Source organism: Rhodococcus chondri (assembly GCF_036327435.1).
Lineage (GTDB): Bacteria > Actinomycetota > Actinomycetes > Mycobacteriales > Mycobacteriaceae > Rhodococcus > Rhodococcus chondri.
On record NZ_JAUZMZ010000008.1, the window covers coordinates 46,220 to 58,727 of the forward strand.

A 12,508-nucleotide genomic window follows, 5' to 3' on the forward strand; every position below is an offset into this window, starting at 1 on the left:
TTCCTAATCCCGCCGCGTCATGTCCATACCGGGTACCGCCATCACCGGCAGGGTCTGCGGAGCCTCCGGTGTCACCGCGCCCTTCCGTCGCCGGCCCGAGCGCAACCGCTTCTCCAGCCAGGTCGCGAAACGGGTGAGCGCGCTGTTGAGAACGATCATGATCGCTGCCACCACGAGCAGTGCGGGAAGGTAGTTGCCGAAGAACGCACCGAGTTGCTGGCCGGAACGCACCACCTCGACATAGCCGATGAGGTAACCGAGCGCGGAGTCCTTCAGCGCGATCACCATCTGCGACACGATCGCAGGCAGCATCACCGTCACCGCTTGCGGCAGGAGGACCAACCGCATGACCTGGCCCTTGCGCATGCCGATCGCTTTGGCGGCTTCCGTCTGACCGCGGGGCAGGGAATTGATGCCGGCCCGGACGATCTCCGCGATGACCGATCCGTTGTAGAGGGTCAGGCCGGTGATGACCGCCGCGAGGGCCAGATAGCTCGACTGGAATACGCGGTATTCCGCGAACACCTGGTACGCGAAGATCATGAGAATCAGCACCGGGACGGCACGGAACAACTCGACGATGATGCCCGCGACGATCCGAATCGATCGGTGATCGGACAGGCGAGCGATACCGAGTACGGCACCCAGGACCAGTGCCAGCACGATCGACGCAGCCGCGGCGACGAGGGTGCCCACGATGCCCGGTATCAGGTAGGTGGTCCAGCTCGTGGATTCGAGGAACGGCTCCCACTTCTCGGACGTGAGCTGTCCTTTGGAGTCGAGCGCGTCGTATACGAAATAGGCGGCCGCAACGACCACGAGCACGACGAGAACCGAGAACACGTGGTGCAGGGCCCGGGCGCGTGGGCCGGGCGCGTCGTACAGTACCGTTCCGCGCTCGCTCACCGCGCCACCTCGAATCGTTTGCTGAGCCAGCCGAAGAGCAGGCCTGTGGGGAGAGTCAGGATGACGAAGCCGAGCGCGAAGATTCCGCCGATGACGAAGATGGCGGCTTCGTTCTCGATCATCGTCTTCATGAGCAACGACGCCTCCGAGACGCCGATCACCGAGGCGATCGTCGAGTTCTTGGTGAGCGCGATGAGAACCGAGCCGAGCGGCGCGATGACGGCGCGGAATGCCTGCGGCAGGACGATCAGGGTCAGGTTCTGGGCGAAGGTGAGTCCGAGCGAGCGTCCCGCTTCGGATTGCCCGAGGTGGACGGTATTGATGCCCGAGCGCAGCGACTCACACACGAATGCGGCGGTGTACACGCTCAACCCGAGGACAGCCAGCCGGAAGTTGTTGTCCACCAAGAACGTCGGTGAACTCTGCGACGCGAGGCTCACGCCGAGCGTCTGCGACAGCCCGAACAGGCAGAAGATGATGAGGAGAGTCAGGGGCGTATTCCGGAAGATCGTCACGTACGCCGTACCGATCGCGCGGGCGACCGGGATGGGGGAGACGCGCATCCCGGCGAGGATCGTTCCGAGGATGAGCGCGCCGACCGCGGACAGGACGGTGAGCTGAATCGTCGTCCAGAACGCGTCGAGTAACTGGCTGCCGTACTTGCTCAACAGATCCACAGGTCAACTCCGGGATCGAGGGGGCGGGAATCGAGGAGGGCGGTCCGGCCGGTCGAGGCTTTGGGCCACGACCGGCCGGACCGGCGCAGAAAATCGGATATCAGTACCGGTCGACCTGGGGCGCGTCCGGCAGCGGATAACCGGAAGCGCCGACGGTCTCCTGGAACGCGGCCTCCCATGCCCCGCTCGACACCATCTGTTCGATCGCATCGTTGATCCGGTTGCGGGATTCGTCGTCGCCCTTGGCGAGGCCGATGCCGTACCGCTCCTCGGTGAACGGCTCACCGACGACCTTGAAGTCGCCGGGGCTCTGCGCGGCGTAGCCGGCGAGGATGATGTCGTCGGTGGTCACCGCATCGACCGCGCGGTTGCGCAGCGCCTCGACGCACGCGGAGTACGTATCGAACTCCTGCAACTGCACGTCCTGCGCGTAGTTCTCCTTGACGTTCTGGGCGGGCGTCGACCCTGCCACCGAGCACAGTCGCTTGCCGCCGGACAGCGAATCCGGGCCGGTGATCTCGGTTTCGTCGGCCCGCACGAGCAGCGACTGACCGGCGACGAAGTAGGGCCCCGCGAAGTCGACCTTTTCCTTGCGGCTGTCGGTGATCGAGTACGTCGCGACGATGTAGTCGACTTCGCCGTTCTGGATGAGGGTTTCGCGTTGCGGCGACGGGGCTTCCTTGAACTCGATGTTCTCCGCCGGAACTCCGAGCTGTTGGGCGACGTACTTGGCAACCTCGACGTCGAATCCGCTGAAGCTGCCGTCCGGGTTGCGAAGTCCGAGACCCGGCTGGTCGAACTTGATGCCGACGGTCAGCGAACCGTTCTCGGCGGAGGTCGACACGCTGCGGGTTTCGTCGCCACCGCACGCCGTGGCGGCCAGGGCTACGGCGATCGTGCCGATGCCCAGGCGGATCGAACGGGACAGTTTCATCGTGTACCTCCGGTTGTGGGATTCGATCGAGAATGGCCTGCGGCGCCGGTACCGGCACCGTAGTGGGACTGTGCGGCGCGGCCGGCGGCCGCTCAGTGACTGAGGATCTTGCCGAGGAAGTCTTTGGCGCGTTCGGATTCGGGCGCGGTGAAGAAGGTATCCGGATCGGTGTCTTCGACGATGAGACCGTCGGCCATGAACAGCACCCGGTCGCCGGCCTTGCGGGCGAAGCCCATTTCGTGGGTTACCACGATCATGGTCATGCCTTCCTTGGCGAGGGACGTCATCACGTCCAGCACCTCCTGCACCATCTCCGGGTCCAGCGCGGAGGTCGGCTCGTCGAACAACATCACTTTCGGGTTCATTGCCAGCGCCCGCGCGATCGCGACCCGTTGCTGCTGGCCACCGGAGAGCTGCGCGGGATACTTGTCGGCCTGGTTCGCGATACCCACCCGGTCGAGCAGCCGATAGGCCTTTTCGCGGGCGGCTTCCTTCTTGGCCTTGCGCACCTTGACCGGGCCGAGCATGACGTTCTCGAGGATGGTCTTGTGGGCGAAAAGGTTGAAGGACTGGAACACCATGCCGACGTCGGCGCGCAACGCGGCGAGAGCTTTGCCCTCGGCGGGCAGGAGTGTTCCGTCGACCCGAATTTCCCCCGAATCGATCGGTTCGAGGCGGTTGATCGTGCGGCACAGCGTGGATTTTCCGGAGCCGGACGGACCCACCACGATAACCACCTGGCCGCGGGGCACCTCGATGTCGATGTTCTGCAGCACGTGGAGGGCACCGAAGTGCTTGTTCACATTCGACATCGAGATCATCGACGAGGCGCCTGCTCCCTCGGAGGGCTTCTCCAACCCGGCTGTCGCTGGTGTCATGATCAGAACCATATGTGGTGTCGGCCGCTATACTCCGCATTTCAGAACCCGAACTGCGGGTCCGGAGCGAAATTTTTACCCCGCCGGTCCACCCGGGGCCGTCCGGCAGTCCCGCCGGTCACCGCCGATCCGGCAGTTCCGCGCGGTGAGCTACCCTGAGACGTGTCAATGATCGACGAAGCCTCCTCCCGCGCAGACGTCCGGACCTACGAGGTCCGCACCTACGGCTGCCAGATGAACGTCCACGATTCGGAGCGTCTTTCCGGATTGCTCGAGGACGCCGGGTTCACTCGCGCCGCCCCGGGGGATTCACCCGACCTGGTGGTTTTCAATACGTGCGCGGTGCGTGAGAACGCCGACAACAAGCTCTACGGCAACCTGAGTCACCTGCGCCCGGTCAAGGACGAACACCCCGACATGCAGATCGCGGTCGGAGGCTGCCTCGCTCAGAAGGATCGCGACACGGTCGTGAAGAAGGCGCCCTGGGTCGATGTGGTCTTCGGCACCCACAACATCGGAAACCTTCCGGCGCTCCTCGAACGTGCCAGGCACAACCGCCGCGCCGAGGTCGAGATCCTCGAGTCCCTCGACGCGTTTCCGTCGACCCTGCCCGCCAGGCGCGAATCCGCGTACGCGGGTTGGGTATCGATCTCGGTCGGCTGCAACAACACATGCACGTTCTGCATCGTGCCGGCTCTGCGCGGCAAGGAGGTCGACCGGCGTCCCGGCGACATCCTCTCGGAAGTTCAGGCTCTCGTGGACGAGGGCGTGCTCGAGGTGACCCTGCTCGGGCAGAACGTCAACTCGTACGGACGGTCGTTCGCCGATCCCGACCAGCCCCGCGACCGCGGCGCATTCGCATCGTTGCTGCGCGCGTGCGGCGACATCGACGGCCTCGAACGGGTCCGCTTCACGTCGCCGCACCCGGCCGAGTTCACCGACGACGTCATCGAGGCGATGGCGCAGACACCGAATGTGTGCCCGCAGCTGCACATGCCGCTGCAGTCCGGTAGCGATCGGGTGCTGCGTGCCATGCGTCGCTCGTACCGCAAGGACCGATTCCTCGGCATCATCGAGCGCGTGCGGGCAGCGATGCCGCACGCGGCGATCACCACCGACATCATCGTCGGATTCCCGGGGGAGACCGAGGAGGACTTCCAGCAAACGCTCGACGTAGTCGAGAAGGCCCGGTTCACCAGTGCCTTCACCTTCCAGTATTCGAAGCGGCCGGGTACGCCCGCCGCCGAGATGGACGGACAGCTCCCGAAGGCCGTCGTCCAGGAGCGCTACGAACGACTCATCGCGTTGCAGGAGCGCATCACGCTCGAGGAGAACCGCAAGCTCGTCGGCTCCGAGGTCGAACTGCTGGTCGCCGCGGGCGAGGGGCGTAAGAACTCGGCGACCGCGCGCATGAGCGGCCGGGCCCGCGACGGGCGTCTGGTCCACTTCCGTCCGGAGGGCAACATCGACACGGCGGTGCGTCCGGGCGATGTCATCACCATCGTCGTCAGCGAAGCCGCCCCGCATCACCTGGTCGCCGACACCCCGATCCTCACGCACCGCCGCACCGGCGCGGGCGATCGTTTCGAACAGGGCCGTCTGCCCAGGACACCGCCGATCGGAGTCGGGCTGGGCCTGCCGAAAATTGGTGCGCCCGAACCGCTTCCGACACAGATGGGATGCAACGCATGAGTAGGCCCGATGGCGCCGACGACCCGATGAACGAGGTCCGCGCAGACCTCGAAGCGGCCGAACGCAAGATTGCGAGCGAGATCGATCCGGGCGCACGCGCGATGTTTGTCGCGATCGCCGTTCTGATACTGCTCGTCTCCTTCAGCCTTCCGCACGCCGGAGCCGCCAACGGATGGGATGTTCTGGCCTTCTCTCCCGACGCGACCGCGGAGGAGATCGCGCTGCCGTCGCGGATCTTCGTGTGGCTCGCCGCGGTGTTCGGTGCGCTCGCGTCGATGCTGGCGCTGCTGACCCGCAAATGGACCGTGGCCTGGCTGGCCTTGGCGGGATCGGCCGTCTCGATCGTGTTCGGCATGCTCTCGGTGTGGTCGCGGCAGACGCTTCCCGTGGACTCCGACGCCGCCGGCCCCGGCGTCGGGATCATTCTCGGCTGGATCACGGTGATGGTCCTGACCTTCCACTGGGCCCGGGTGGTGTGGGCCCGCACTTCGGTGCAACTCGCCGCCGAGGAGAAACTGCGGCAGGCCGCTGCCGAGGAGGAACGCAAGGGCTTGTTCGGCGACGGGCGCTGAGTCCCGAGGGATTCGACCGACGGAGCTACCCGTCGCCGCAGCGAACGAGCCCCGCCTCCCCGGAAGGGAAGAGCGGGGCTCGTTCGTTCGGCGCGGGGTGCGTCAGCGCTGGTCGAGGGCGCCTTCCGCGGCCTCGGCCCACTCACGCCACTGCTGTGCCTGCGCGAGTGCCTTCTCTGCTTCCTTGGCGCGGCCGTTCGCCGTCGCCTTCGCTGCCTGTTCTTCGAATTGCTGCACCCGCTCGCGGAACTGCGCCGCCCTGGCAAGAGCCTCGGGATCGGTACGCCGCCATTCCGAATCCGCGGCATCGCGAACGCGCTTCTCGACCGCCCGGAGCCGGCTTTCGAGATCGTGCATCCGGTCACGAGGAACCTTGCCGCATGCCTCCCACTTGTCCTGCAGTTCGCGCAGCTGTGTGCGGGCGGCTTCCAGATCTGCAGACGGGTCGATGGACGCGGCCGCCTCGAGGAGAGCTTCTTTCGCGCGGGCGTTCTCCTCGAACTCCGCGTCACGATCGGCCGCTGCCGCATTACGGGCAGCGAAGAACACGTCCTGTGCGCCCTTGAACCGCTTCCAGAGCTGGTCGTCGGCCTCCCGGGGAGCCCGGCCGGCCGCCTTCCACTCGGCCAACAGATCACGGAACGCGCCGGACGTGGTCCCCCAGTCCGTCGAATCCTGCAAGGCTTCCGCGCGGGCGACGAGCTCTTCCTTGTGGGTCTTGGCCGACGCGCGCTCCCGATCGAGTTCGGCGAAGTGCGCGCCCCGGCGACGGTTGAACGCTTCCCGCGCCTTCGAATACCGGCGCCACAACACATCGTCGACCTTGCGGTCGACACCGCGAATCGTCTTCCACTCGTCGAGGATCTCGCGCAGACGATCGCCCGCGGCTTTCCACTGGGTGGATTCCGCACCGATCGTTTCGGCCTCCGCGGCGAGTGCTTCCTTGCGCGCGGTGTTCTCCGCGCGCTGCTGTTCCTTCTCCTGCTTCGCCGCGACGGCAGCCTTCTCGGACTCCTCGATGATCGCGGTGAGCCGCGCCGCGAGTGCGTCCAGGTCGCCGATCACCGCGGCCGTCGGGAGGGACTCGGCGAGGGCCTGGGCCGCCGCGCGGGTCTTTTTCGCATCTCCGGCGCCCGAACTCAATCGGGCTTCGAGGAGCGCGATTTCGGTGGCGAGGTCGTCGTAGCGCCGGCCGAAGTGCTCGAGACCCTCCGCGGCATTGCCGGCCTGCCAGGAACCGATGCAGCGCTCACCGTCGGCGGTCCTGACCCATGCCGTGCCGTCCTCGTCGACACGCCCGAACAGACTCGGGTCGCTCGCCGGAACCGCCGGAATGTGCGGATGCGTGACGGAGGACACCGGATGCGGTTTCGGGTGGGCGTCGGAATCCTGGGCGTGCGCAGCGGCGGACTCGACACCACCGGGACGCGGACCACCCGGTCGGGGACCACCCGGCCGGGGACCACCGGGCTTGGGGGTCGCGGGGCCGGGGACGGCGCCGGGGCGTCGTTCTGCTGTCCGATCCTGAGCGTTGGGGTCGGTCATCGGTACCTCATCTCTGCCGCGCGGCACGGCTGCCTGGTCGCATCGGTTTACCGCAGGTCGGGTCGCGGGTCGTACGAGACCACGTCCGCCCACTATTGAAACAGGTCGCACGGCTGCGGGGCGCCGGGTCCGGTCGACTACCGTGACGCGTGTGTTGATCGCCGCGGCGTTCGTGCCCTCNCCGCCCCTGCTCGTGCCCGAGCTCAACGGCCTCGCCGCCGCGGAGACCGACGAGTTGCGCAGTGCCGTTCTCGACGTCGGAAGCGAGCTCGCCGAGGCGGCCGAGTGGACGGTGATCGGGGTCGACCGGGCCGCCGCCGTGATACCCGCGACCGCGGTGGGTACCTTCCGGGGCTTCGGTGTCGATACGGTCGTGTCCCTCGGGCCCGGATCATCGGGCGAGCCCGATCCGGCCCTGCCGCTGGCGGCGCTCGTGGCCGCCTGGGTGCGGGAACGGACTGCACCTCGCACCCGCGCCGAGGTGCAGGTCCTGCCGCCCGCCGCCGAGCGGGCCGGATGTGTCGCCCTCGGCGCACAGCTACGCGCCCGTCTCGACGACGGTCCGGTTCCGCGAGCGTTGCTGATCGTCGCAGACGGCGCGGCGACACTCACCGAGAAAGCGCCCGGCGCCTACGATCCCCGGTCCGAAGCAGTCGAATCCGCCCTCGGCGCCGCACTCGCCGCCGGCGACCCGCAGTCGCTCGATGCGCTCGATCCGGTGCTGTGCAGCAAGATCGGGCTCGACGGGCGAGCGGCCTGGCAAGTTCTCGCTGCCGCATTCGGTAAGGCGCCCTCGTCCGCGACCGTCACGTACGCCGCCGCGCCCTACGGAGTCGGCTACCACGTGGGGCTCTGGCGCCCGTGACCACTGGTGGCGAACAGCAAACCGGTCCGCGGCCGATCGCGGTGGTGGGCCCGACCGCGACAGGCAAGTCCGATCTCGGTCTCGATCTCGCCGACACGCTCGGCGGCGAAATCGTCAATATCGACGCCATGCAGCAGTACCGCGGCATGGACATCGGCACCGCCAAGCTTCCGGTCGCCGAGCGCCGGGGGATCCCGCACCACCAACTCGACGTCCTCGACGTCACCGAGACCGCGACGGTCGCGCGTTACCAGCAGGCAGCGGTGTCGGATATCGAGGCGATTCGCGCACGCGGTGCCGTTCCCGTCATCGTCGGCGGTTCGATGATGTACGTGCAGGCACTGCTCGACGAATGGCAGTTTCCCGCGACCGACCCCGGCGTTCGCGCCAAGTGGGAGGGACTGCTCGTGGAGGAAGGACCGGCCGCGGTGCACGAGGCGCTGCGACGCGCCGACCCGGTGGCCGCAGAGACGATCCTGCCCACCGACGGGCGGCGCATGGTGCGTGCGCTCGAGGTCGTCGAGCTCACTGGACGACCCTTCGCGGCGTCCCAGCCGCGCATCGGGACCCCGCGCTGGAACACGCCGATCCTCGGCGTCGACCGCGACACCTCCGAACTCGACGAACGTATCGCCCGGCGCACCGCCCGGATGTTCGAACAAGGGCTCGTCGACGAGGTGCGGGAGCTGATCGGGTGCGGACTGCGTGAGGGGGTGACCGCGCCCCGCGCAATCGGCTACGCGCAGGTGCTCGCGTACCTGGACGGTGAATACGACCTCGACCATGCACGGGAGCGGACGTTCATCGGGACCCGCCGCTACGTGCGGCGGCAACGCTCGTGGTTCCGGCGGGATCCGCGGGTGCACTGGCTCGACGGCGCCGATCCGCAACTCACCGCGGCGGCCCTGCGGGCGGCGGCCACCGACGACTCCTCGATAAGGTGACGGTCATGGAGTTCAGCAAAGGGCACGGCACCGAGAACGATTTCGTGATCCTGCCCGATCCCGACGTCCGGCTGGACCTCGCGCCGGCACGGGTCGCCGCGCTGTGCGATCGGCGACGCGGACTCGGCGCCGACGGGGTGTTGCGTGTCGCTCGGACGGGCGCGCTCCTCGACGCCGGGGTGCTCGAGTCCCTTCCCGACGGCGCAGGCGCCGACGACTGGTTCATGGACTACCGCAACGCCGACGGTTCGATCGCGGAGATGTGCGGCAACGGGGTGCGGGTGTTCGCGCATTACCTCACCTCCCACGGCCTCGAGACCCGGAGCGACTTCGTCGTCGGAAGCCGCGCCGGCGGCAAGCCCGTACAGGTGCACACCAGCGGGCCGGTGTCCGGCGAGGTCACCGTCGACATGGGTGTCGTGCATCAACTCGGTGAATCATCTGCAACGCTCGACGGCCGGGTCTATCCGGGTCTGGGCATCGATGTCGGTAACCCGCACCTGGCATGCGTCGACGCACACTTCACGGGCGCGGCCCTCGCGGCCCTGGACCTGATCTCACCCGGTTTCGATCCCGGGTTCTTCCCGCACGGCGTCAACATCGAATTCCTGACCCCGCTGACCTCGGGCTCCGTCGACATGCGGGTCTACGAGCGCGGGGTGGGGGAGACGCGGTCGTGCGGCACCGGAACCGTGGCTGCCGCGGTCGCGGCGTTGAAGTACGACGGAGTGGACGAGGGCACCGTGCAGGTGCGCATTCCGGGCGGTGCGGTCCAGGTGCGAGTGGAGGCCGGCCGGGCCTGGTTGCGGGGCCCGTCGGTACTGGTGGCGACCGGCACGATCGACGACGACTGGTGGTCGGCACTCGCGTGAGAACGGCCGTGGCGGTATGTCCGGAAAACTCGAATGCATCGATTCGCGCTTCGTGGGATCATGGAACCGTATGACGAACACATCGCGCACTGGCCGCCACATCACACACGCCGCCTCCGAGGCCGAACACGACGGACAGGGAGGCTGGACCGCCGACGATCCCTCGATCGGCGAGATGCAACTCGAAGACCGCAGCGCACTGCGTCGCGTCTCCGGGTTGTCCACCGAACTCGAGGACATCACCGAGGTCGAATACCGTCAGCTGCGCCTCGAACGAGTCGTTCTGGTCGGCGTCTGGACCGGCGGCACGGCTGCGCAGGTGGAGGCGAGCCTCGCCGAGCTCGCAGCCCTCGCCGAAACCGCCGGGTCGGAGGTGCTGGAAGGGCTGGTGCAACGCCGCGACCGCCCGGATGCCTCGACGTACATCGGGTCCGGCAAGGCCGACGAACTCCGCCAGGTGGTTCTGGCGACCGGCGCCGATACCGTGATCTGCGACGGTGAACTCACCCCCGCCCAGCTCACGGCCCTGGAGAAAATCGTCAAGGTCAAGGTCATCGACCGGACCGCGCTGATTCTCGATATCTTCGCCCAGCACGCCACCTCCCGTGAGGGCAAGGCACAGGTCTCGCTCGCGCAGATGGAGTACATGCTTCCGCGGCTGCGTGGCTGGGGCGAGTCGATGTCGCGGCAGGCCGGTGGTCGTGCGGGGAGCAACGGTGGCGTGGGTCTGCGTGGCCCCGGCGAGACCAAGATCGAGACCGACCGGCGGCGGATCCGTGAGCGCATGGCGAAATTGCGTCGCGAGATCAAGGAGATGAAGTCCGCCCGCGACACCAAGCGCACCCGGCGTCTCCGCAGCAACATCCCGTCCGTCGCCATCGTCGGTTACACCAATGCAGGTAAGTCGAGTCTGCTCAACACACTGACCGGCTCCGGGGTGCTGGTGCAGAACGCGTTGTTCGCGACACTGGACCCGACCACCCGTCGCGCGGCGCTGCCCGACGGCCGCGAATACGTCCTGACCGACACGGTCGGGTTCGTGCGGCATCTGCCGACTCAGTTGGTCGAGGCGTTCCGCTCGACGCTCGAAGAGGTCGCCGATGCGGATGTGCTGATGCATGTGGTCGACGGGTCCGATCCGCAACCCACGGAGCAGATCAAGGCCGTGCGCGAGGTGATCACCGACGTGCTGCGTGAATCCGATGCGCCCCCACCGCCCGAATTGATCGTCGTCAACAAGATCGACGCGGCCGATCCGGTGACGCTGACCCAGCTGCGCGGACTCCTGCCCGGCGCGGTCTTCGTCTCGGCACACACCGGAGAAGGCATCGACACGCTGCGCGCGCGGATCGCTGAATTGCTCGAGGATCCGGACGTGGAGGTCAAGGTTCTGCTGCCGTACACGCGCGGCGATCTGCTGGCCCGTGTCCACTCCGACGGTCAGATCCTCGATTCCGCGCATGAGGAGGACGGCACGAGGATCCACGCGCGTGTGCCGGTCGCGCTCGCGTCGGCGTTGGTCGAATACGCGGCATAGTGCGTCCGTTGCGCGCGGCACTGTTCGCCGCGGTGACTCCACTGGTGGCATTACCCCTCGCGTCCGCGCCGGCGTCCGCCGACCGCGCCGAGATCCCGGTCGCCGAGGTGCCGTCGGAGGAACTGTGCACGCCCCCCGATCCCGTGCTCGCCGAGTTGTCGGGACTGACGGTGCTGGGGGAGACGATATATGCCACGCCCGACGCGGGCGCCGACGAATCGGTCGTCGCGCTGAACTCGGATTGTTCTGTGGCACAGCGGTTCACGCCGCCGGTCGACCCGTACGATGTGGAAGATCTGGCAGCCGGACCGGACGGAAGGCTGTGGCTCGGTGACACGGGGGACAACACGCAATCCCGGCCGACGGTGGCCCTGATTTCGCTCGACCCGGCAACAGGCGCGGGCGAACTGTATCGCCTGACCTATCCGGACGGACCCCGCGACGCCGAAACGCTGTTGGTCTCCGCCGACGGCGAGCCGGTGATCATCACCAAGGCCCTGTTCGGTCCGAGCGGTGTGTACCGGCCGGTCCGCGAGCGCGGACTGACCGAACTCGACTCACCCGGCCCCACCCCGCTCGAGAAGGTCGGTGCCCTCGCGCTCGGACCTACCGAGACTCCCGGGGGGCCGCTGCCGGGAGCATCCTCGACCCTGATCACGGGCGGTGCCGTGAGCGCCGACGGAACTGTCGCGGCCGTGCGTACCTACACCGATGTCTACCTGTTCCATGCTCCCGACCGCGACATCGCCGCCGCACTGGCGGAGGGACCCGATCTGCGCATCCCGGTCCCCGACGAACCTCAGGGTGAGGCGGTGGCATTCACTGCGAGCGGTGATCTGCTGACCGCGTCGGAGACCGGAACGCAGACCGGCACGGTGGCGGCAGTGCAACCGCCGATCCGGATCCTGCGTTCGGTGGTGGATCTTTTCGCGGACGAGTCGGTCGCGGCGACACCGGAGGTCTCCACGTCCGCGGTGGTTCCGCTGGCCGTGGCGGCGTCCGCGGCGGTCGTTGCCGTCGGCGCCGGACGGTGGTGGTGGCGGAGCCGACGGAGTCGCGGACACCGCTGACCCCGCCTCCCGCCGT

At 67.7% G+C, this 12,508-nt stretch carries 11 protein-coding genes; 6 read left to right on the forward strand and 5 right to left on the reverse strand.

Features of this window, described 5'->3' with window-relative positions; all coding sequences use genetic code 11:
• Positions 1-3: 3 nt before the first annotated feature.
• The 4 genes from Q8814_RS02905 to Q8814_RS02920 all read right to left on the reverse strand — a co-directional run bounded on the left by Q8814_RS02905 (position 4) and on the right by Q8814_RS02920 (position 3,338).
• Positions 4-906, reverse strand: a complete 903-nt coding sequence (locus Q8814_RS02905) for an amino acid ABC transporter permease (protein WP_330150499.1) — start codon at positions 904-906, stop codon at positions 4-6.
• A complete protein-coding gene (locus Q8814_RS02910; RefSeq protein WP_330150500.1) occupies positions 903-1,583 on the reverse strand; it encodes an amino acid ABC transporter permease in 681 nt (226 codons plus the stop codon). The genes Q8814_RS02905 and Q8814_RS02910 overlap by 4 nt, the downstream gene beginning before the upstream one ends.
• Positions 1,584-1,683: 100 nt before the next feature.
• On the reverse strand, positions 1,684-2,517 hold the full coding sequence (locus Q8814_RS02915; RefSeq protein WP_330150501.1) for a glutamate ABC transporter substrate-binding protein: 834 nt from the start codon (positions 2,515-2,517) through the stop codon (positions 1,684-1,686).
• A 92-nt stretch (positions 2,518-2,609) separates the two neighbouring features.
• Positions 2,610-3,338, reverse strand: a complete 729-nt coding sequence (locus tag Q8814_RS02920) for an amino acid ABC transporter ATP-binding protein (protein ID WP_330150512.1) — start codon at positions 3,336-3,338, stop codon at positions 2,610-2,612.
• A 225-nt stretch (positions 3,339-3,563) separates the two neighbouring features.
• Here Q8814_RS02920 and miaB point away from each other — a divergent pair, with 225 nt between their 5' ends.
• Together miaB and Q8814_RS02930 are read left to right on the forward strand one after the other, a co-directional pair.
• Complete coding sequence (gene miaB / locus Q8814_RS02925) at positions 3,564-5,087, forward strand: tRNA (N6-isopentenyl adenosine(37)-C2)-methylthiotransferase MiaB (protein WP_330150513.1); 1,524 nt, start codon at positions 3,564-3,566, stop codon at positions 5,085-5,087.
• Complete coding sequence (locus Q8814_RS02930; protein WP_408015810.1) at positions 5,075-5,659, forward strand: Rv2732c family membrane protein; 585 nt, start codon at positions 5,075-5,077, stop codon at positions 5,657-5,659. Before miaB ends, Q8814_RS02930 begins: the two co-directional genes overlap by 13 nt.
• A 102-nt stretch (positions 5,660-5,761) precedes the next feature.
• Here the strand turns inward: Q8814_RS02930 and Q8814_RS02935 are convergent, their stop codons facing one another.
• Complete coding sequence (locus Q8814_RS02935) at positions 5,762-7,204, reverse strand: DUF349 domain-containing protein (protein ID WP_330150503.1); 1,443 nt, start codon at positions 7,202-7,204, stop codon at positions 5,762-5,764.
• Positions 7,205-8,065: 861 nt separating this feature from the next.
• Between Q8814_RS02935 and miaA the strand changes: the two genes are divergently transcribed.
• The 4 genes from miaA to Q8814_RS02960 all read left to right on the forward strand — a co-directional run bounded on the left by miaA (position 8,066) and on the right by Q8814_RS02960 (position 12,492).
• Positions 8,066-9,013 (forward strand): tRNA (adenosine(37)-N6)-dimethylallyltransferase MiaA, encoded by a 948-nt coding sequence (gene miaA / locus Q8814_RS02945; protein WP_330150504.1) that lies wholly within the window; start codon positions 8,066-8,068, stop codon positions 9,011-9,013.
• A 5-nt stretch (positions 9,014-9,018) separates the two neighbouring features.
• The gene (gene dapF, locus Q8814_RS02950; RefSeq protein WP_330150505.1) at positions 9,019-9,885 is read left to right on the forward strand and encodes a diaminopimelate epimerase; all 867 of its coding nucleotides are present in this window, start codon (positions 9,019-9,021) and stop codon (positions 9,883-9,885) included.
• A gap of 70 nt (positions 9,886-9,955) precedes the next feature.
• The gene (hflX, locus tag Q8814_RS02955; RefSeq protein ID WP_330150506.1) at positions 9,956-11,422 is read left to right on the forward strand and encodes a GTPase HflX; all 1,467 of its coding nucleotides are present in this window, start codon (positions 9,956-9,958) and stop codon (positions 11,420-11,422) included.
• A gap of 8 nt (positions 11,423-11,430) precedes the next feature.
• A complete protein-coding gene (locus tag Q8814_RS02960; protein ID WP_408015811.1) occupies positions 11,431-12,492 on the forward strand; it encodes a hypothetical protein in 1,062 nt (353 codons plus the stop codon).
• Positions 12,493-12,508 lie beyond the last annotated feature (16 nt).

Coding starts and splice junctions, on each gene's coding strand:
- dapF (WP_330150505.1), top strand. CDS start 9,019: ATGGAGTTCAGCAAAGGGCACGGCACCGAGAACGATTTCGTGATCCTG.
- Q8814_RS02915 (WP_330150501.1), bottom strand. CDS start 2,517: ATGAAACTGTCCCGTTCGATCCGCCTGGGCATCGGCACGATCGCCGTA.
- Q8814_RS02930 (WP_408015810.1), top strand. CDS start 5,075: ATGCAACGCATGAGTAGGCCCGATGGCGCCGACGACCCGATGAACGAG.
- Q8814_RS02935 (WP_330150503.1), bottom strand. CDS start 7,204: ATGACCGACCCCAACGCTCAGGATCGGACAGCAGAACGACGCCCCGGC.
- hflX (WP_330150506.1), top strand. CDS start 9,956: ATGACGAACACATCGCGCACTGGCCGCCACATCACACACGCCGCCTCC.
- miaB (WP_330150513.1), top strand. CDS start 3,564: ATGATCGACGAAGCCTCCTCCCGCGCAGACGTCCGGACCTACGAGGTC.
- Q8814_RS02920 (WP_330150512.1), bottom strand. CDS start 3,338: ATGATCTCGATGTCGAATGTGAACAAGCACTTCGGTGCCCTCCACGTG.